Origin of the sequence: Bradyrhizobium stylosanthis, from assembly GCF_001641335.1 — a bacterium.
Lineage (GTDB): Bacteria > Pseudomonadota > Alphaproteobacteria > Rhizobiales > Xanthobacteraceae > Bradyrhizobium > Bradyrhizobium stylosanthis.
The window spans coordinates 393,413-412,829 of the sequence record NZ_LVEM01000001.1 but is presented as its reverse complement, the minus strand read 5'-3'; the positions used below and the strand labels follow the sequence as shown (position 1 = coordinate 412,829).

Below are 19,417 nucleotides of genomic sequence, written 5' to 3'. Positions count from 1 at the left end.
CCACCCTTTGCCGCCCATCCGAATGAAGTATCTACTCTGCATCGGCGCTTTATCGGTCAATTGACGCCTCTCCTCGAATGATCAATGGGCTCGCAGGATCGAGGCATTCGCCCGTGACTTTCGTTCGCCCTCCCTGAATCAAATCTGGAAAAAACAGCGGGGTTCCATTTGGAACCTCACTTTGCCGAGACCAAACGAGATGCGACAGCAAGACTCTCAAGGCGTCCGGCGCTCAATCCACCTGGAAAGCCGCTCGGCCGGCGCCGCGTTTGGGCGCCTAGCCCCAGTCATGGCCCATAGATCACCAGTTCAGAGTCCGACAAATCGGCAAGCCGGGGGCAATGCGGACCCTTGAAGTATTTGCGACCGATCGGCTCCCTGTAGATACCGACGAGGCCGGTCACGGGACCATTGGCGTCGAGAGCAACCGATATCCAACCGCGTCGAACCAAGAAACGACCGATGGCGCCGGCGCACGCGATATAGTCGGCCACATCGGCGCAATAGATCATTTGCATCGATGGCAAGCTGACGCGGCCCAGCCGCATCGGCTGCAGAACGAACGGAAAGGCGCGGCCATCAGCGGCGCGGCACACCAGAACGAGACAGCCGTAGAGCGCGTGGCGCGCGAGCAAGGCGACGTCTGACTCCGATAATCCGTCAATAGCCTGCGTATCCTGCCGGACGACTTCCACGCGCATATCCCTTGGAGGTCGCGATAAGGCCGGGAAGGAAAAGAACAGGCCGGCGCAATAACGGCGGAACCCCTGCGCTTCGATGGCATCCCACGTCCATTGCGCCGGGCTGATGTTGACGTACGTCACGTCCCTGTGACGTTGCGCGACCTTGGTCATCATGGGTGCGTAGCTGCGATAGGCGGGCTGCACGTACCAGCTGGAGAGATTGCACCGGATCGAGATATTTCCACCATCGCACCTGGCGGTGTGGATCAGGAGCAGAGCACCAACCGGCGTCCGGTCATGCTCGAGCATATAGCCAAAGCGCGGGAAGCTGTCGGGCGTCTCGCGCACGGCCAGGCGTCGGAGACCATCGATCCAGTAGTCGCGCGGACGGACCGGAAAGCCGTTTGCCAAGAGATCGGCGATGGCGTCGAGATCGACGATTTCTATCTCACGACATCGGATCATGTTCGTTTCGCCCGCGGCACCCGGCGCGCCCTTTGGTCACCGGGCTTGCGCACGCGCCGGATGAGCCGATCGCGCGGCAACCAACCTGCGTCCGTGGCGCCGTGCCGCAGAGAAGGTCTCGTCTCGCGCTCCCGATGACTTTGAACGCCCGGCGCGCTGCGACGCCAGGTACAGCAACCAGTTGCGGTATATGCGCTGGGCCGGCAGACGCCAGACGTTGCTCAGGTCCTTCGCCAGCCGATCGACCGGAAACTCGGCGAACAGCTCCGGTTGTCTGCCGGAAAGGGCTTTCTGCCGGAAAGCGATCAGGATTTCTTCCGCGTCCTCGTTCAGATACCCCCGCGGTATCGTCGGACAGACTTCGTTCTCGCCACGGAGAAAGCGTCCCATATCCCGTCGAAATTCACCCAGCAGGCTCTGGGTTTCGTATTCCGGGTGACCCTGGAAATGCACGAAGAGGCTCTTCTTCTGCGGCTTGACGAAGCAGTCCACCCCGGCCTCCGTCGACCAGGTCAGAACCTGATATCCGCAGTCCGAGAGATCCTCCTCCTGCACCTCGTTCCACCGGGCGTGGGGTATCCGGAAGGTCCGCGGCACGTCCTGCATCAACGGATGATGCCACGTCTTCGTTTGAGCGAAGACGCCGAAGCATTTGGCAGGCAGCTTGTGGCGCGGAATGCCGTCCAGGTGCAGGACCGCCCCGTGGACGGCCAGACAGGAAAATATCGACGACACGGTATTCTCCGTCGCCCAGTCCGCGATCTCGGCGAAGGTGCTCCAATATGGCTCTTCCGTCAGGCAGGAGGCCCTGGGTTCGGCACCTGTCACGATCACGCCATCCAGGCGTCCGTTCAGGAGATCGCCCATGCCGCGATAGTACCGACGCACGTAATCGCGTCCCCAATCCGAACGGGGCGTCGATTCCATCGTGTAGAAATGCAGCCTGACGCAGAGCCGTCCGGCAGCGGCATCGAGCAGGTCGAAGAGCTGGCGCTCGGTCGACATCAAGGCTGCATCCGCCATGTTGTTGACGAGCCCGATGTCGAGATATTCCTCCCGCCTTCCCGGTGAGGCCTTCGCGTCGGCGGCGCCCGACGCTCTCGAAGAGAGGTGGTGCTCGTGCGACTCGATGTCGATCAGGACAGTCATTCGATTGCCTCTATGCTTGACGAAGCATCAGTTCGCGGCGCCGAGGGCCTGGTCGAGATCCGCGAGGATGTCGTCGATGTGCTCAATTCCAACGCTCAGCCTGATCATCTCCGGTCGTACGCCGGCTTTGTGCTGTTCCTCGACCGACATTTGCCGGTGCGTTGTCGATGCGGGATGGCAGGCGAGCGTCTTCGCATCGCCGATATTGACCAGCCGCTTGCAGAGATTCAGCCTGTCGTAAAATCTCTTGCCTGCTTCAAATCCTCCAGCCACGCCGAAAGTCAGCAGCGAACATGCCCGACCGGCCAGATATTTCTGCGTCAGCGCGAAATAGGGATTGTCGTGAAAGCCCGCATAATTCACCCATCCGACGCGACGGTCATGGCGCAGGAATTGTGCGACCTTCTCGCCGTTCTCCACGTGCCGCTCGATCCGGAGGGCGACGGTCTCGATGCCCTGAAGCAGCAGGAAAGCGTTCATCGGCGCCAGCACGGCCCCGGTGGTCCTTTGAGAGACGGCGCGGCAACGCGCGATGTAGGCGGCGGCACCGTAACGCTCGGTAAAGACCAGGCCGTGGTACGATTTCTCCGGCTCGTTCATCATCGGGAAGCGCCGGCGATGCTCCGCCCACTGGAATCTGCCGCCGTCGACGATAATTCCACCGAGCGTCGTGCCATGCCCGCCCATGAATTTCGTCAGCGACTCCACGACGATGTCTGCACCGTACTCAATCGGCCGGAGCAGGATCGGCGTCGGCACGGTGTTGTCGACGATCAGCGGGACGCCCCGACGGTGCGCGACATCGGCCATCGCCTCGATGTCGCAGACGTTTCCGGCGGGATTGCCGACGCTCTCGCAAAACACGGCCCGTGTATCGTCGTCGATGAGTCTGGCGACGCTCTCCGGCCGGTCGTCTTCCGCAAAGCGGACCGCAATGCCCTGCCGCGGCAGGATGTGGGCGAACAGCGTATGCGTGGTGCCGTAGAGCTGCGGCACCGAGACGACGTTGGACCCCATCTCCGCGATGTTGACGACCGCATAGTTCACGGCGGCCTGACCGCAGGCAACGCTGAGTGCGTCGATCCCTCCTTCGAGCGCGGCGACGCGCTTCTCCAGCACGGCGTTGGTGGGATTGCCGATCCGGGTGTAACGGAAACCGTCCACTTCGAGATTGAAGAGCGCGGCTCCATGATCGGCGCTGTCGAACACATAGGAAGCCGTCTGGTAGATCGGCACGGCAACGGCTTTCGTTGCCGGGTCGCTTTCGAAGCCGCCGTGGACCGCGAGCGTTTCTCTTCGCATGGTCGCCGGCCCTACGGCTCTCCGGTCCCGGGCTAGCTCCCGACTTCCTTGGCGCATCGCAACTCCTCGATTGTCGAAGTCGGCCGGCGGTCGGCCTCCGGGAAGCCCAGCAGATCGCGCACCGCGATCGGCCACAGGTCGACGTCTTTGCCGTGGGTGTGGAACATGGCGACGGCGAGACGGTCCATTCCGAAGGCCACGCAGGCCGTGTGGGCCGGCGTGGATGCGGAATCGACGATGCCCCAGGTCGTGCCGAAATGATCCCGGTGGTAGTTGAAGCTCATGCATGCGGTCGGCCGCTCCTCGGAGCGCAGCGGCACCAGCAATTCGAACTTGAGCGACAGCTGCTTCTGGCTCACCGCCATCATCTGCCCAACCCGGCCGAAGAACGGGTCGTTGGCATGGTCGATCCTGAAGGTCAGCCCGAGATCCCGGGCGATCTTCTGCGCGCGCATGATCCAGCGCTCGCGGAATCCCGACACGAGATCGGCACTGCCGATACAGACGAATTCGCGCATCCGGAAGGACTGCAGCCGGTCGAGATGGCGCGAGGGTTCGCGACGGAAGCAATCGGCGGCCACGTCGAAGCGCCAGCCGCCTGGCGGCACGGGTCCCCGGCTCGCGGCGATCGGATAAACCGGATAGCAGGCGGCCGGCGACAGAACGAGATCCGCCGGTGACAGCGACGCGGTCCAGTCACCGCCGGAATCGAAGCGCCTGACCGCCGCGTCGATCTCGCTCTCCAACCCGTGCAAGCCACAGACGCAGCCGAGGAGATTGGGAAAGCTTTTCAGATAGCCGGACTTCTCGAGCTGGGCGCGATTCATGACGGGCGGGAAGCGCATCACCTCGGTGTCCGGCTCGCGATTCCGCGAGATCACCGCCGCAATCCGCTCCACGACGTCTTCGTAGAGCGCGGTGCGGCCGTAGACGCCGGGCGAGCCCATCTCATGGAACAGCGTGTCGGCAAGATGGTCCAACGGATCGGCCGTAAGCGAATTGGCGTCCGCCGGCGCTTCAACGATGGCGACCTTCATCGGGCCTTTTCCTTCTCAAAACAACATCAATCGCACAGAGACTCTGGAACCGCGCTCATCAGCGTGGCGGTACCCATGCTGGCGAGGATGCGATCGTTGTTGATCATGATCGGAGCGGAAAGCACGTCTCGCAGGTGGCGGCCGATACTCACGTCGGTGTCGTTGCGGTATCCAGACAGGCCGCAGGTGCGCATCGCATGCATGACGGTCGCAACCGCAAGTTCGGAAGCCTCCACCTTGAGAAGATTGATCGAGGACTGGAAATCGACGGACGAGATCGCGCGCAGATCGCGTTCGCGCGCTTCATAGGACTGGAGACACGCCGCGATCACGGCGCGCAATTTGTTCAGGCTCATCCTGGCGGCAGTGTAGTGCGTCGCACCAGGAGGCAGGTTGCCGCCCGCCCCGCGGGCAGCCTTGCGGATGAAGAGCTGCGCCCGGTCCACCGCGGCTGCCGCAATTCCCGCCCAGACCGAGGACCAACACAGGTGGGCGACGGGTGTCATCGTCTGCGCGTGGATTTTCTCGTATGGCACCGGGAATATCTGCTCCGCGGCTCCCCTGAAATTCAGCTTGAAGCCGGCACTGCAGGTCCCACGCATGCCGAGCGTCTCCCACTCAAGGGTGCGCTCCAGCGTATAGTCATCACGGGTGATGGCCAGCAGCACCTGATCGGATCCGGCAGCAGCGTCGGAGCGGCGGGCGATGGTGATGATGCCGTCCGCCTCCGCGCCATACGAAATCACCGTGGCGTCCCGCACCAACGAAATCTCGGTGCCGGCGTGCTCCACGGCAGCCGAGCTGAAGCGTATGTTTCCACCGTTCTGGCCTTCCGTGGTCGACGATGCCAGCAGCAACTGCTCGGCGGCCACGCGGCGCATGAGATTCTCGTGCCAGCCACTGCCGGCGCCGTGACGAACCAGGCACGCAATCTTGGTCTGATGCATCGCGAAGATCATCCCGACCGAAGCGCAGGCACGGCCGAGCATATAGCACATGTCGGCGACCTCGGAGATCGACGCCCCGCCACCGCCGTACTCGATCGGAATCTGAGCCCCGAGTAATCTCTCCTTGCGCGCCGCGTCGATCGCCTTCCGAGGGAAGCACGCCGTGCGATCGACCGTCTCGGCCTCTGCCGCAGCGACTTCCGCGACCTTTGCCGTTCGCAGCCGGAAAGAGGAGTTGTCGGGAGAGAACGCTATTCGCCCGATTTGCTTGGCGACATCGCGAAACTGGACTTCCTGCACAGTCATAGGCCGGGCCTCCCGTCTCATGGTTTTCGTGACCAGTCGATGCGAGACAGATTGAGGAGATCTCCCCTCGAGACCGACAACTAGCTCACTTCCCCTACCGCGTCGTTGGCGCAGAAGTGGGTATCAGGAGGCTTCCAGTCCCGGGCGAGGTACCTCCGAAGCAGAGCTATTGACCCGAGCAACAGTTGGGTATCGTCGCATCCATTGCGATCACGCTTGGCCGCGGCAGGAGACCGGCTGACATGCACAGCTTTGCCGTCAACGTTCAGAACCGCGTTCTGTCGGTCGTCAGGAACGTCCTTCAGCAGAACGAGATCGTGGCCGATGTCCATCCGGAGTCGCGACTCGTGGACATCGGATTGAGCTCGATGGGCATGGTCGAGTTGATGCTCAAGGTCGAGGCCGAGTTCGATCTCATCCTTCCCCAACTCGAGATCACGCCCGAAAATTTCCAATCGGTGAAGGCGATGGAGCGGATGATACTCAATCAGCTTGGATCCGGGTCGGGATGAAGCCGGCTGAACAAAGCTCCTGCTTCGACAACGAGGCGAGCCGCATCGAACGGGTGCGCGCGCATGCCGAGCCGGCGATGAGAGTGGACGCTCCGCCACGCAGACGCTCCGCCGCGAAGAGTTGGCTGAAAGCCATCGCGCTAACCGCACGGCCGGAGACCCAGCCCCACCACCTGTTCGCCGATATCGTCCAGGACTGGGCCCGGCGTCAGCCCGATCGCCCCGCCCTGCTCGGGCATGGCCTGTCCTTCACCTATCGGGAGCTCGCCGACCGGATCAACCGCTATGCGCGTTGGGCGCGGGGCCTCGGCCTCCATGCCGGCGGCACCGTCTGCCTGCTGATGCCGAACCGGCCGGACTACCTTGCCTGCTGGCTGGGTATCAGCAGCGTTGGCGGGACGGTGGCGCTGATCAACACCAGGCTCGTCGGTCCATCGCTCGCCCATTGTATCGACGTCGCTCATGCCGATCACCTCATCCTGGCGCCGGAGTGCGCGGACGCATTCGATAGCGCGCGTCCGCATCTGCATGGCGTGCCGAAATGCTGGACATTTTGCGCCGGCGGTTCAGGTCACGACCTGGACGCCGCGCTCGCCGCCTTCGAGCCGCGACCGCTGCCGTCCGCCGAGCGCGGCGACGTCACGATCGACCAACGCGCGCTCCTCATCTACACCTCGGGCACCACGGGCCTTCCGAAAGCGGCGAACGTCAGTCACCGCCGGGTTCTCGCCTGGGGCGGCTGGTTTGCCGGACTGACAGACGCGTCAATCGACGATCGTCTCTACGATTGCCTGCCGCTCCATCACTCCGTGGGCGGTGTCGCAGCCCCTTGCAGCATGCTGTTCGCGGGCGGCTCGGTCGTGATCGCCGAGAAGTTCTCCGCCGGCAGGTTCTGGGACGACGTCGCGCGGTTCGACTGCACCGTCTTCCAGTATATTGGCGAACTCTGCCGCTACCTCCTGAAGGCGCCGGCGTCCAAACAAGAGGTGCGACACCGCCTGCGTCTGGCCGTCGGCAACGGATTGCGCGGCGACATCTGGGAGACGTTTGCCGGCCGGTTCGCGATTCCGCAGATCATCGAATTCTATGCCGCGACCGAGGGCAATTTTTCACTCTTCAACGTCGATGGAAAGCCGGGCGCGGTCGGCCGCATCCCGCCGGTTCTGGCCCATCGTTTTCCGGCCGCGATCATCAAGGTCGATGCCGATAGCGGCAGCCCGGTCCGGAACACCGACGGGCTCTGCATCGCCTGCGCGCCCGGCGAGACCGGAGAAGCCGTAGGCCGTATCGGCGGCGCCGGTCGCGACGGCTGGGGTTTCGAGGGCTATACGGATCCCGCGGAGACCGCGAGAAAGATCCTGCGCGATGTCTTCGCTGCGGGTGATGCCTGGCTCCGCACGGGCGACCTGATGATGCGCGACGAACACGGTTATCTGCACTTCATCGACCGCATGGGCGACACCTTCCGCTGGAAGGGCGAGAACGTCGCGACCAGCGAGGTGAACGACACGATCACGGATTGCCCCGGCATACTCGATGCCTCGACCTATGGAGTTGAGGTGTCCGGGACCGATGGCCGCGCCGGCATGGTGGCCCTGGTGGTGAAGCCGGATTTCGATTTCGGTGTCTTCCGCGAACACCTTTCGCGCAGGCTGCCGCCTTATGCAATTCCGGCCTTCGTCAGGCTGTGCCCGTCGCTCGAGATGACCGACACCTTCAGGAAGAAGAAGCAGCGGCTGATCCGCGAGGCATTCGATCCCTCTGTGGTGGACGATCCGCTGTTCTTCCGTGATGCGGCGACCGGTGACTATCATTCGATCGACCCGTCCGTTTTCGCGCGCATCATCGAGGGCGCAATCAGGCTGTGACGTCTGCTCGGAAGCCGCAAATGTGAGGTGAGTACCATGCTGGTCAGAACGAAGATCTTCTCCGCGATGAAGCAGATTGCCGACGAGCAGAAATTGACGCTTCCCCGGCTTGAGGATGACCTGAGCCTGAACGAAACCGGATTCGATTCATTGGCCTTCGCCATCCTGGTCGCGCGGCTGGAGGACGAGCTCGGTATCGACCCCTTCACTGTCGCGGAAGACGCAACCTTCCCCTCGACCCTCGGTGAGTTTGTCAGGGCCTACGAGAATGTCCCCGCCTGACGTCATCGCGCTGCGTCGGTATCTCGACGAGGGTCCGACGGACCGCACGATTTCCGATGCCCAGCAAAGTGTACGTCTGACGGACCTTAGCGAGCACAGCTGCCTGATCGGCGGATCGTCCTGCGAGCTGTCAGGCCGCTCGGTGCTGCTTGCAACATCGAGGCAGCTGCTGTCCGCGCTTGCCATGATCGAGCTCGACGGGATAGCCCGCCGCATGCTCCTCTGCCCGCCCGACGTCGATTGGGAGCGTCTGCAGATTCTGGTCGCGCAGGCCGGCATCGATACCATTGTCACCGACCGCCCGCCATCCGAATACCTCTCCGGAAAATGCGCTGTCCTCGGCATCGACCTGCCCGCACGCAGAGCCATAAAGCCGGAGGCCGACCATGCGACCGAATGGTTGATGCTGACCTCGGGGACGTCGGGGCTGCCGAAGATCGTCCGGCATACGCTCGATGGACTGGCCGGCGCCATCATCGCCGACGGGCCTGCGCACCGCCGCGGCGCGACCTGGGCGACGTTCTACGACATCCGCCGCTATGGCGGCCTGCAGATCTTCCTGCGTGCCTTGATCGGCGGCGGGTCGATGGTGCTTTCAGAACCCGGGGAAGCCATCGTGGCCCATGTGGCACGCCTGCGCGCGGGCGGCGTCACCCACATTTCGGGAACGCCTTCTCACTGGCGCAAGCTCCTGATGAGCGGCGCGGCCGCCGATTTCTCGCCGCGCTATGTCCGCCTGTCCGGCGAAATCGCCGACCAGGCCGTGCTCGATGGCCTGGCTCAGGCATTTCCGCACGCCTCGATCGGTCATGCCTATGCCTCGACCGAGGCCGGGGTTGGTTTCAGCGTCGACGACGGGCGCGAGGGATTTCCCGCCCACCTCATCGGCCAAAATCAAGGCGGCGTGGAGATGAAAGTGATCGAGGGCTCGCTGCGGATCCGTTCGCGGCGGACCGCACGCGCCTATGTCGGGGCGGATGCGCCGCCGCTCGTCGACGCCGAGGGGTTCGTCGATACCGGCGACATGGTCGAGTTGCGCGGCGAACGATATCACTTCGTCGGCCGGCGCGGCGGCATCATCAACATCGGCGGGTTGAAGGTGCATCCGGAAGAGGTCGAGGCGGTGATCAACCGGCACGCCTCCGTCCAGATGTCGCGCGCGCGATCGCGCAGGAGCCCGATTACGGGTGCCATCGTGGTCGCCGACGTCATCCTCGCGAACGGGACCGACGAGAATCGCCACGCGGCGATCCGCGCCGAGATTCTTGGCCAATGCAGGGATCGCCTGGCGGTGTGGAAGGTGCCCGCGATGATCCGCTTCGTGGAGCGGCTCGACGTTACGGCGGCCGGGAAACTGGCGCGCACCGATGCGTAATGTCCTCGTCACCGGCGGCAGCCGCGGGATCGGCCTTGCGCGCCTGCGATCTGCTGGCAGGTCGGGGAAAGAGAACGGCCCTGATCGCTGGGGGGCAGGGCAGGAAAGGATCAGGGCCGCTGCTCTGAATATGCCGAAACCCAGTGGCACACCCCTGCGGGGCGCAACTGGAGCCATTCGCTATGAACCGCGACGAGTTACTGACAGCGGGCAACGCGAACGACCCAGACCCGCAGGCGTCGAATAAAGCACGTTCCAGCCGATACGAGGGCTGCGATTCCGGATCAGCGGTCTGGTCCAACGGACTACCCACAAAGCTTCAAGGCATCGCGCCGTCGTTCACGTCGCGCGACCATATTGCGCGATCGCGAGGGCCGCGAGCACCGTCCGATTGCTGACCTCAAGCTTTTGAAAGATGTTGTGAAGATGCTGCTTGATCGTGCCGTCGGCAATGTTCAGCCGCCGCCCGATTTCCTTGTTCGACAATCCCTTGGAGACCAGATGCATGATCTGGCGCTCGCGGTCGGTGAGCGTTGCCAGCATGTCGTCCGCGTTCGCCCTCTCCTCTTGCGACGCGACAGGGTCGGGTGACGTCGGCGGCGCCAGGCTGTCGCCGTCGGCGATGCGCCGCAAGAACCCGACCAGCGCCTCGGGCTCCGCGTCTGTCAGGATGATGCTGCAGGTCGGGGGGCCGGATTCCAGCACCAGCGCGCAATCTTCACTCGAGCCAAAAAAGATTAAATGTGTCGAATGACTTTCCGGCAAACGATTTTGTGATGCGTGCGACGAAAAGGCCAAAAGCTCGGCACACTCGGGCATCGCGGGGTCGACGATCGCGATATCGGGAGCGAGGTTATTAATCGCTTCGATGCAGCTTGGAGTACTCTCACAGGATGCGACGATTTTGAAATCGGCCAGGGCGCCGAGCACCATGCTCAGCCCCTCCAGGACAATCGGATGTCGGTGTGCAATGACGACATTGGTACATGCCATTGGGCGCTCCTCCGCCGAGGTCCCCCCAAGCAACGCGCTGAACATACTCCTATTTCCAAACAATAGGTCGAAAATTTCGTCCGACACGGACGTCGCCGCTGCAATGCAATACAATCAGCAGGTTGGCGCGCCCGCCTTCCGCCCGCAACTTGCACCGAATGCCCGCGAGAGTTCGTGACCAATCTGCAATCAGCGAGCTCCGCAAACGACGAACGAACACACGATCTCAGATAGCGCCGCGCCGGCAGCAAAAGGTCTGCGTGTCTCCAACGCGCTCCGCGTCTATAACGAACGACATATAGGCGATCGTAAATTCGAGATTAACACTCTAAAAAGCTTAAACAATATAGGAACCACGAATTTGCCGGTGACGTTTCGGGAAGGCGCCCGCTCGGAGTAGCCACATATACCCGGACGTCTACGGCCCGAGCGCAAACGGCCAACCACCGATGGCTGGCCGTCTCTCGTGAGACCCAATTTGATTGCGTTATTTTGTTGCGTTTCTGTTGTGTGTCATTGCGTCGGCTGGAGGCCCCAATGAGGAGGTATCAATCTTACGAAGTAGCTCTTATCGGAAAGAGCGTTTTGATTAGAGAAGGCATTGCCAGAATACTGCACGAAGCCAATTTTCGAATGCCGATATCGGTGTCGTCCCCGGAGGACTTGCCAAGCTCGCTTCAAGCTCAGCAACTGATGTTTCTCATCGTTCACACCGGCGATGATTTCGATCTTGCGGTATCGGAGATCGGATATGTGAAGGATCGATATCCCAACGCGCCCGTTGCGATCGTGTCGGACAACTACCGGCCGGTCGAGCTCGCCTCCGCATTTCGTGCGGGTGCCAGCGGTTACTTCGTCAACGTCAATTCGTGCGATGCCTTCATCAAATCGGTCGAACTGGTGACGATGGGCGAGACGGTCTTCCCGCCTGCATTCCTGTCGTTCGCTCTCGACGGCAATCGTGAACGTGAGACGATGGAGCGCACCCAACATGAACATGCGCCCCTCGTCCCTCAAGAGACCGTTACCTCGCCTCAACTTTCCCCGCGCGAAAACGCGATCCTCGCCTGCCTCATCGAAGGCGATTCCAACAAGTGCATTGCCCGAAAGATCGATATCGCCGAGGCGACCGTGAAAGTCCACGTCAAGGCGATTCTGCGAAAGATACGGGTTCAAAACCGGACGCAGGCTGCGATCTGGGGAATGAACCATGGATCGCAGGTGCGCGCCGCAAATGACCACGCGACGGCGGCCGGTGAAGCCGGCGCTCCCATCGTGAGGCGTCACGGGGCGATCCCCGAACCGGAGCATCTCGACGAGACCGCTCACCTGGTCCGCCAGTCCAGTCACGTGGCGGTACCCCCTGTCGACGGTCTACTCCGCAAGGGAACGGCCCAACGGACGGGCGCAGCGGTACGGCTGTACAAATAGCCGGGCGGCGGGAGACGGGAGCGACTCCTTGTCTTAACGCTCCCGCAGCGACTCCTGCTTGTATCTCGCCAGCGGCGAGAGCAGGTAGCTGATGATCCTGCGCGCGCCGGTCTTGATCTCCACCGTCACCGCCATGCCGGGGCCGAGTTTGACAAGCTTGTCCTCCACCTGCATGTGCGTCCGGTCGAGCGAAACGCGCGCGGCATATTCGAGCTCCTGGCCTTTCGGCTCGCTGCTCCCTTGCGCCGTTCCTGAACTCCGATCGTTCGGCCCGCCCTGCCTGTCGCGCGTGATGGCATCCGTCGAAACGCTGAGCACATCCCCGTGCAGCAGGCCATAACGCGTGAAATTGAACGTATCGATCTTAATCTCCGCCTTCTGTCCGGGATGAACGAACCCGATATCGCGGTTGGAGAGCATGGCCTCGATCTCGAGCTGGCTCTCGCTCGGAACCACGACCGCGAGTGCCTGCGCCGGCGTCACCACGCCTCCCACCGTGTGAACGGCGAGCTGCTGCACGACACCGTCGACCGGCGCGGTCAGATGCTGGAGCTTCGTACGCCGTTCCGCCTTGACCACCTCCTGTGCGGCGCTCGCCGCCTTCTGTTCGGCTTTCGCGAGCGCGTCATAGGTCGTGCGTCGATACTCCGCGGCGGTCCTCTCTTTCGTTTCCTTCAGCAAGGCGATCGCGGCGTCGGCTTCGCGCAGCCGGCTCTGCTGGAGCACCATATCCTGCTGGAGGCCGACCAGTTCCTGATACTCGGAGAGATAGACGACCTTCGAAGCCAGGGCCTTGTCGACCAGATTCTTGCGAATGTCGACCCGCTCCTGGAGCACCGGTATCGTCGCCTGGAGTTTCGCAACGCTGGCCGAGGTGGTCGCCCGCTCCGCTTCCTTCTGGCCCTGCTGACGCTCGATCTCCGCGAGCTTGGCGCTCTGTTCGGCCCGCTGACTGATCAGGAATTGCCGATGCATCTCGACTTCCGCGGCACTTGCGCCCGACGGTGACCGGAAGGCGGCAAGCGGATCGTCGGTGAGCGCAGCACGCAGCCGCGCGACGTCGAGCTCGGCCGCGACGAGATCGCTCTTCTGACGCTCCTGATCGGCTTCCGTCATTGTCGGATCGAGCTCGATCAGGACGTCGCCGGCCTTGACGCTCTGGCCGTCGCGGACATGGATCGCACGGACGACGCCCGTCTCGAACGGCTGGATCACCTTGGTGCGCCCGCCGGGCACGATCTTGCCCGTCGCAGTGGCGACGATATCGACGCTGCCCAGGGATGCCCACAACAACGCGACGCAAAACACCGCGATGATGCTGGCCCCGATCGCGCGTCCGATCGGAGACGGTGGCGATTCGGTGATCTCGAGCGCCGCAGGAAGAAACGCAATCTCGTGCTGGCGCCGTCGAACCTCGGCCCTCGGAAACGGAACGATGTTTCGGCTAGCGGACGTCATGGATACCGGCCTGCAAGTAGTGGAGATTGGCGTAGCGCCCGTTCGAGCGGATCAGCTCATCATGGCTGCCGTCCTCGACGATCCGGCCGTGCTCGAGCGTGATGATCCGGTTCGCATTTCGGACCGTCGAGAGACGGTGGGCGATCACGAACACCGTCCGGCCCGCGGCTATCCGCCTCATGTTCTGCTGGATGGCACGCTCGCTCTCATAATCAAGCGCACTGGTCGCCTCGTCGAGAATGAGGATGCGCGGATTGGTAATGAGCGCGCGAGCGATCGCGACACGCTGGCGCTGCCCGCCGGACAGACTGCTTCCGCGCTCGCCCACGATGGTGTCGTAGCCCTCCGGCAGCTCCAGGATGAAGTCGTGGGCGCCAGCCAGCGAGGCCGCCTCGATGACCCGCTCCATGGGCATGGAGGGGTCGGCGAGCGCGATGTTCTCGCGAATGGAGCGATTGAAGAGCACGTTCTCCTGCAAGACGACGCCGATCTGGCGCCGAAGCCAGGTCAGATCGACCGTTGCGAGGTCAACGCCGTCGACCAGCACGCGTCCGCTCTCCGGCACGTAGAGCCGCTGGATCAGCTTGCCGATCGTGCTCTTGCCGGAGCCCGAAGAACCGACGATACCGACGACCTGCCCAGGCTCGACCGCAAAGGACACGTCGTGCAGCACCTCGGGGCCGTCGGTACGGTAGCGGAACGTCGCGTGATCGAACACGACCTTGCCGCGGATCGGCGGCAGCGCCGCGCGCGCCGAACTGAAGCTCGGCTCCGGAATGGTGTTGAGAATGTCGCCGAGACGATCGACCGACAGACGGGCCTGGTGGAAATCCTGCCAGATCTGCGCGAGCCGAAGCACCGGCATGCTCACCCGCCCCGCCAGCATGTTGAACGCGATCAGCTCGCCGACGCTCAGGTCGCCGCCGATCACGAGCCTGGCGCCAAAATAGAGCGTTGCAGCCGTGACCAGCTTGTTGATCATCTGGACAGCCTGGCTCGCGGTGTTGTTCAGGCTGAGGACGCGGAAGCTCGCCCCCACATAGCCGGCGAGCTGCTCCTCCCAGCGGCGTTGCATCTGCGGCTCGACCGCCATCGCCTTCAGGGTCTCGACGCCCGTGACGCTCTCGACCAGGAAGGCCTGGTTCTCCGAGCCGCGATTGAACTTCTCGTCGAGGCGCCGGCGAAACAGCGGCGCGGCGCCGGCCGAGATTCCGATGTAGAACGGGAACGAGGCCAGAACGATCAGCGTCAACAGCGTCGAATAGTAGAACATCACCGCAAGGAAGACGACGGTGAACAGGAGATCGACCACGAGCGTGAGCGCCGAGCTCGTCAGGAACTGACGGATGTTCTCGAGCTCGCGAACGCGTGCGACCGAGTCGCCGACGCGGCGCGTCTGAAAATACGCGATCGGCAGCGCCATCAGGTGACGAAACAGCCGCGCACCGAGCTCGACGTCGATACGGTTGGTCGTGTGCGCGAACAAATGGACGCGCAACGTGCCAAGGACCGTCTCGAACACGGTCAGCGCAACGAGGCCCGCGACCAGGACGTCGAGCGTGCTGATGCTTCGATGCACCAGCACCTTGTCGATCACGACCTGGAAGAACAGCGGAGCTACGAGGGCGAAGACCTGAAGGAAGAACGAGGCGATCAGCACTTCGCCGAGCAGGCGGCGATATTTGTGCATCGCTCCGAGAAACCAGCCGATATCGAACCGCCTGGAGAGGTCCGTCAAGGCCGCGCGCCGGGTCATCAGGATGATGTCGCCATCCCAGACGGCCTCGAGTTCGGCCTGCGTCATCGATTCCGGTCGGGGGGCCAATGGACGTTGGACGAGAATCCTGTCCTCGATGACCTTGCCCAGAATCATGAAGCTGCCATCGCGCAGCGCGGCGATGGCCGGCAGCGGCGTAACGGCAAGCCTGTTCCAGCTCGAGCGTTGAGCCCGGGCCTTGAGGCCGAATTCCCTGGTACAGCGCAGGATCTCGGTCACGCCAATGCGCGACGTGCCCATGCGATGGCGAATTTGCTCCGGGTCGGCCGCAACGCCATGGCACCGCAGCAAGATCGCCATTGCAATCAGGCCCGATTCATCGCCGTCCGAAGGCTCGAAGCCCGGCTCCTGGACCGGCACATCGCGACGATTGAAGGGATTCATGCGCGCCAGGGCGGAACCGGCGCTCCCAGCCAGATCGCGCCCGTACGCGACGAGGCCGGTGAATGCATCATGCGCCCGGCCGGCGAGACCTTCAGATCCGCTCAGGATCAAGCGACCGTCCCAGATCTCTTCAAATTCCGCACGCGGCATCAACTTCGGATGCGTCGAGGTCGGATGCAGCACAAGCGCGGCGTCTTCCTCGACTTTCCCGAGCAGCAGAAACCCGCCATCACGCAGCGCTGCGATTCCGGGAAGGCCAATGCCTGCGAGCTGTTTCCAATGTGTCGTGCGCGAAGCGACCTTCAGCCCGAAATCGCGGGCGCAGCTGATCATCGCACGGATGCCGATTGCGCTGTCTCCGCAGCGGTCGCGGAGCTGATCGGGCTCGGCGTTCACGCCATGAAGGCGCAGGAACAGAACCAGAGATCTAAGCCCGAGATCTGCGGCATGGGCATTTCCATTCTGGATCGCCATATATAACTCAACCCTTCGCGGCTACCGGCCGCGTACGATGTTCCTTCTCATGCATTCCCAAACATTGACGGTGCCGCACCCGGGCACTGAGCCCGGGTGCGGTTCGGTCCTTAGTGCTGTGGCCGGGCCAGCAAGGCGTCGTGCGCCCAACCGGTTCCCTGCGACACGGCCGCAATGATCTGACCGGGATCCACCTGGCCGGTGTGACCGGCCAGATATTGGTTCAGCAGCGCAAAGCTCTGGCTTGCGAGCGAGGCCATCGCGGTCCCCGTCGCAGACGGATGATCTGCCGCAACTATCGGATCGGCAGAGGCCGTTGCCAGAGTACGAGCTGACGGGTCGAAATGCTGCTGGAGCAGCGCAAAGCCCCGGCTGGCCAACCCCGCGATTGCAGCGGCCGTCGGTTGATGATCCGCGGGCTCGATCGCCTGCGAGGTCGTCGGGGACGCGGCCGTGGTAGCAACAACCTGGTGACCCGTCGCAGAGTGGTGGTCGTGTGACGACGTTGTCGTAGTCGTCGTGGGTCGGGGATCGGTCACGGTGATCGTTTGAGGCGCAGCCGTCGCGACCGCACCGGTTGACGGATCCTTCGCGCTTGCCGTCATCGTCAGCGTCGCGACCGGATGCCCCCCGCCCCTGTAGGTCGACGTCAGCGTCAGTCCGCTGTCGACCTGCGCAGCCGTCAACGTGATGTCTTTGCCGCTGAACGTCCGGCCGTCGAGCTTGTCCGTGATCGTTTCATATTTCGGCAGCCCGGTGATGTGCACGGTCACGACATCATTGGAATCGGTCGTCGTCACCTTGGTCCCGAGGTCGACGGTACCGCCTCTCCCGGCCACCCAGAGCGAGTCGTCCGCGATGGTGAGGACAGGTGTCACCACGTCGGGCGGCGGCGTGGTCGGAGTGGTTGGCGTCGTCGGAGTCGTTGACGTCGGGTCGATCTGCAGACCGGAGAACGTCTTTACGGCTCCGGCAAGATTGGCAGCGACACCGGAAGCGTCCTTGATCGCCGCGCCGCTCGAGAGATTCACCCCGGTAATGGCGAGCGCCGAGGTGGCGGTGTTGGTCGAGGCAACCGTGGTTGTGAAGGTGAGCGTGCTCGTGCCGGAACCGCCGGCATAGGTGGCCGTTCCGCCGTCATTGAGCGACAGCGTGGGCGTACCCGTCACCGTCACGGCCTCATTGAAGCCGAGTGCCAGGGTGATCGTGTCGCCGACATGCTCGGTGCCCGTTCCCGGAGCAGCCGTCGCCTGCGTCACTGCCGGCAACACCGGATCGATCTGAAGGCCGGTGAACGTCTTCACTGCACCGGACAGGTTCGCAGCGACACCGGACGCGTCCTTGATGGCCGTGCCGCTCGGAAGATTGACGCCGGTGATGGCGAGCGCCGAGGTATTGGTGTCGGTCGCAGCAACCGTGGTCTTGAAGGTGAGCGTGCTCGTGCCCGAACCGCCCGCATAGGTGGCGACATTGCCGTCGTTGAGCGACAGCGTCGGCGTACCCGTCACCGTCACCGCCTCGTTGAAGCCGAGCGACAGGGTGATGACATCACCGGCATGCTCGATGCCCGTTCCCGGAGCAGCCGTAGCCTGCGTCACGGCCGGCAAGACCGGATCGATCTGAAGACCGGTGAACGTCTTCACCGCACCCGACAGGTTCGCGGCGACACCGGAGGCGTCCTTGATGGCCGCACCGCTCGGAAGATTGACGCCGGTGATGGCGAGCGCCGAGGTGTTGGTGTCGGTCGCAGCAACCGTGGTCTTGAAGGTGAGCGTGCTCGTGCCCGACCCGCCCGCATAGGTGGCGACATTGCCGTCGTTGAGCGACAGCGTCGGCGTGCCCGTCACCGTCACGGCCTCGTTGAAGGCGAGCGACAGGGTGATGACATCACCTGCATGCTCGATGCCCGTCGACGGAGACGCGGTGGCCTGCGTCACCGCGGGTGTGACCGTGGGAGTCGTGGGCGTCCCCGGAGTGACATTCGCACCCTTGACCGTCTCGCCGCTGCCCGCCTTTTGATAGAGCTGAATCGAGTCGATCTGCATCTGCATCGTCGAAGGCGTCGAACTATCGAGAGCCGTATGCCACCCGGATGTGCTGGAATTTGCGACGGTATTGCTCAACATCAATTCCATCGGCTCATTCGGGATCGGAGCCTGCGCGCTGGTGACCTGCCCGACCTGTTTCCCGTCGAGATACCAGGTGATCGATTTACCCGGCTGCCAGTCGATGGCGTAGGTGTGGAAATCCGCCGTGAGGTCGACGCCCGTGTTGACCACGCCACCGAACGTCCCGGACGGCGTGTGAAGGTGCCAGGCGAAGTTCTGGTTCGCCGGCCCCGAGCCGAGCATTCCGCCTTCCTGCATGTCGATTTCGAAATTATCGCCGCTGCTGCCTGCACCAGCGCCCGGCAACAGCCAGAGGGCTGGCCATGCGCCATCGCCGCTCGGCGCTTTCATGCTGATCTGAAGGTAGCCGCCGTTGAATTCGAAGTTGTTGTAGCTGGTGACCGAACCCGATGTGACCGGAAATGTATACGGCGTCCCACCAGCGATACCATTGACGGGCTGCCGGATCGCCGTGAGATCCAACATTCCGTTGCTCACAGAGACTTGGCTCGGCATGTCGTATTCGGCGTTGTTCTGGTTGCCCATCCCGCTACCGCCGGATCCATTGCTATTCCACGCCCAGCCGTTGGCGGCGTTGCTCGTGAGGTAAGTGTGCCAATAGCTGCTGAGCGTCGTGCCGGAGAAGTCTTCCTGGAACACGAGATCGCTGGAGCTATAGCCCGCCGGTGCGGAAAGGGTCATTCCGGTATCCTCTTGACGTTGATGACAGGGAATTCCACTGCCGCAGCGCGAAGGCGCGCGACATACCGCATGCTCGAAGCTCTCGCTTGACGAGCACCATTTCAAAGCAGTGGGTTTTGAAGTGCCCCCCCGACTGCTGGTGCGGACGGGGTATTAATGAAACG

General features: G+C 63.1%; 14 protein-coding genes. 5 read left to right on the top strand and 9 right to left on the bottom strand.

All coding sequences use genetic code 11. The annotated features are described in order from the left end of the window. Window positions 1-287: 287 nt before the first annotated feature. The 5 genes from A7X65_RS02050 to A7X65_RS02030 are packed head-to-tail and all read right to left on the bottom strand — an operon-like array spanning window position 288 to window position 5,889. On the bottom strand, window positions 288-1,148 hold the full coding sequence (locus A7X65_RS02050; protein WP_063682694.1) for a hypothetical protein: 861 nt from the start codon (window positions 1,146-1,148) through the stop codon (window positions 288-290). 36 nt (window positions 1,149-1,184) lie between these two features. Then, window positions 1,185-2,297, bottom strand: a complete 1,113-nt coding sequence (gene metA / locus A7X65_RS02045; RefSeq protein WP_063682693.1) for a homoserine O-succinyltransferase MetA — start codon at window positions 2,295-2,297, stop codon at window positions 1,185-1,187. 27 nt (window positions 2,298-2,324) lie between these two features. Next, window positions 2,325-3,599 carry an O-acetylhomoserine aminocarboxypropyltransferase/cysteine synthase family protein gene (locus A7X65_RS02040; RefSeq protein WP_063682692.1) on the bottom strand — a complete coding sequence of 425 codons (1,275 nt, stop codon included), beginning with the start codon at window positions 3,597-3,599 and terminating at the stop codon, window positions 2,325-2,327. A 32-nt stretch (window positions 3,600-3,631) separates the two neighbouring features. Next, window positions 3,632-4,636 (bottom strand): amino acid--[acyl-carrier-protein] ligase, encoded by a 1,005-nt coding sequence (locus A7X65_RS02035; protein ID WP_063682691.1) that lies wholly within the window; start codon window positions 4,634-4,636, stop codon window positions 3,632-3,634. Between the two features lie 26 nt (window positions 4,637-4,662). Continuing rightward, entirely contained in the window at window positions 4,663-5,889 is a 1,227-nt protein-coding gene (locus A7X65_RS02030; RefSeq protein ID WP_082884805.1) for an acyl-CoA dehydrogenase family protein, read from the bottom strand. Between the two features lie 242 nt (window positions 5,890-6,131). Here A7X65_RS02030 and A7X65_RS02025 point away from each other — a divergent pair, with 242 nt between their 5' ends. From A7X65_RS02025 to A7X65_RS02010, 4 genes are all read left to right on the top strand, one after another. Beyond that, a complete protein-coding gene (locus A7X65_RS02025; RefSeq protein WP_063682690.1) occupies window positions 6,132-6,401 on the top strand; it encodes a phosphopantetheine-binding protein in 270 nt (89 codons plus the stop codon). 77 nt (window positions 6,402-6,478) lie between these two features. Continuing rightward, a complete protein-coding gene (locus A7X65_RS02020; protein ID WP_063684758.1) occupies window positions 6,479-8,269 on the top strand; it encodes a long-chain-acyl-CoA synthetase in 1,791 nt (596 codons plus the stop codon). 36 nt (window positions 8,270-8,305) lie between these two features. Continuing rightward, window positions 8,306-8,551 carry an acyl carrier protein gene (locus A7X65_RS02015; protein WP_063682689.1) on the top strand — a complete coding sequence of 82 codons (246 nt, stop codon included), beginning with the start codon at window positions 8,306-8,308 and terminating at the stop codon, window positions 8,549-8,551. After that, a complete protein-coding gene (locus A7X65_RS02010) occupies window positions 8,538-9,926 on the top strand; it encodes a class I adenylate-forming enzyme family protein (protein WP_063682688.1) in 1,389 nt (462 codons plus the stop codon). Before A7X65_RS02015 ends, A7X65_RS02010 begins: the two co-directional genes overlap by 14 nt. Window positions 9,927-10,265: 339 nt before the next feature. Here the strand turns inward: A7X65_RS02010 and A7X65_RS02005 are convergent, their stop codons facing one another. Further along, on the bottom strand, window positions 10,266-10,964 hold the full coding sequence (locus tag A7X65_RS02005; RefSeq protein ID WP_245323211.1) for a response regulator transcription factor: 699 nt from the start codon (window positions 10,962-10,964) through the stop codon (window positions 10,266-10,268). Between the two features lie 492 nt (window positions 10,965-11,456). Between A7X65_RS02005 and A7X65_RS02000 the strand changes: the two genes are divergently transcribed. After that, complete coding sequence (locus tag A7X65_RS02000; RefSeq protein ID WP_167358193.1) at window positions 11,457-12,350, top strand: LuxR C-terminal-related transcriptional regulator; 894 nt, start codon at window positions 11,457-11,459, stop codon at window positions 12,348-12,350. Between the two features lie 33 nt (window positions 12,351-12,383). Here the strand turns inward: A7X65_RS02000 and A7X65_RS01995 are convergent, their stop codons facing one another. The 3 genes from A7X65_RS01995 to A7X65_RS01985 all read right to left on the bottom strand — a co-directional run bounded on the left by A7X65_RS01995 (window position 12,384) and on the right by A7X65_RS01985 (window position 19,253). Next, window positions 12,384-13,808, bottom strand: coding sequence for an HlyD family type I secretion periplasmic adaptor subunit (locus A7X65_RS01995; protein ID WP_063682686.1), 1,425 nt, complete (start codon window positions 13,806-13,808; stop codon window positions 12,384-12,386). Beyond that, complete coding sequence (locus tag A7X65_RS01990; RefSeq protein ID WP_082884803.1) at window positions 13,795-16,443, bottom strand: type I secretion system permease/ATPase; 2,649 nt, start codon at window positions 16,441-16,443, stop codon at window positions 13,795-13,797. Before A7X65_RS01990 ends, A7X65_RS01995 begins: the two co-directional genes overlap by 14 nt. A gap of 110 nt (window positions 16,444-16,553) precedes the next feature. Then, on the bottom strand, window positions 16,554-19,253 hold the full coding sequence (locus A7X65_RS01985) for a glycoside hydrolase family 16 protein (protein ID WP_063682685.1): 2,700 nt from the start codon (window positions 19,251-19,253) through the stop codon (window positions 16,554-16,556). Window positions 19,254-19,417 lie beyond the last annotated feature (164 nt).

Coding starts and splice junctions, on each gene's coding strand:
- A7X65_RS02005 (WP_245323211.1), bottom strand. CDS start 10,964: ATGTTCAGCGCGTTGCTTGGGGGGACCTCGGCGGAGGAGCGCCCAATG.
- A7X65_RS02010 (WP_063682688.1), top strand. CDS start 8,538: ATGTCCCCGCCTGACGTCATCGCGCTGCGTCGGTATCTCGACGAGGGT.
- A7X65_RS01990 (WP_082884803.1), bottom strand. CDS start 16,443: ATGGCGATCCAGAATGGAAATGCCCATGCCGCAGATCTCGGGCTTAGA.
- A7X65_RS01985 (WP_063682685.1), bottom strand. CDS start 19,253: ATGACCCTTTCCGCACCGGCGGGCTATAGCTCCAGCGATCTCGTGTTC.
- A7X65_RS02025 (WP_063682690.1), top strand. CDS start 6,132: ATGCACAGCTTTGCCGTCAACGTTCAGAACCGCGTTCTGTCGGTCGTC.
- A7X65_RS02030 (WP_082884805.1), bottom strand. CDS start 5,889: ATGACTGTGCAGGAAGTCCAGTTTCGCGATGTCGCCAAGCAAATCGGG.
- A7X65_RS02050 (WP_063682694.1), bottom strand. CDS start 1,148: ATGATCCGATGTCGTGAGATAGAAATCGTCGATCTCGACGCCATCGCC.
- A7X65_RS02015 (WP_063682689.1), top strand. CDS start 8,306: ATGCTGGTCAGAACGAAGATCTTCTCCGCGATGAAGCAGATTGCCGAC.
- metA (WP_063682693.1), bottom strand. CDS start 2,297: ATGACTGTCCTGATCGACATCGAGTCGCACGAGCACCACCTCTCTTCG.
- A7X65_RS02000 (WP_167358193.1), top strand. CDS start 11,457: ATGAGGAGGTATCAATCTTACGAAGTAGCTCTTATCGGAAAGAGCGTT.
- A7X65_RS02040 (WP_063682692.1), bottom strand. CDS start 3,599: ATGCGAAGAGAAACGCTCGCGGTCCACGGCGGCTTCGAAAGCGACCCG.
- A7X65_RS01995 (WP_063682686.1), bottom strand. CDS start 13,808: ATGACGTCCGCTAGCCGAAACATCGTTCCGTTTCCGAGGGCCGAGGTT.
- A7X65_RS02020 (WP_063684758.1), top strand. CDS start 6,479: ATGAGAGTGGACGCTCCGCCACGCAGACGCTCCGCCGCGAAGAGTTGG.
- A7X65_RS02035 (WP_063682691.1), bottom strand. CDS start 4,636: ATGAAGGTCGCCATCGTTGAAGCGCCGGCGGACGCCAATTCGCTTACG.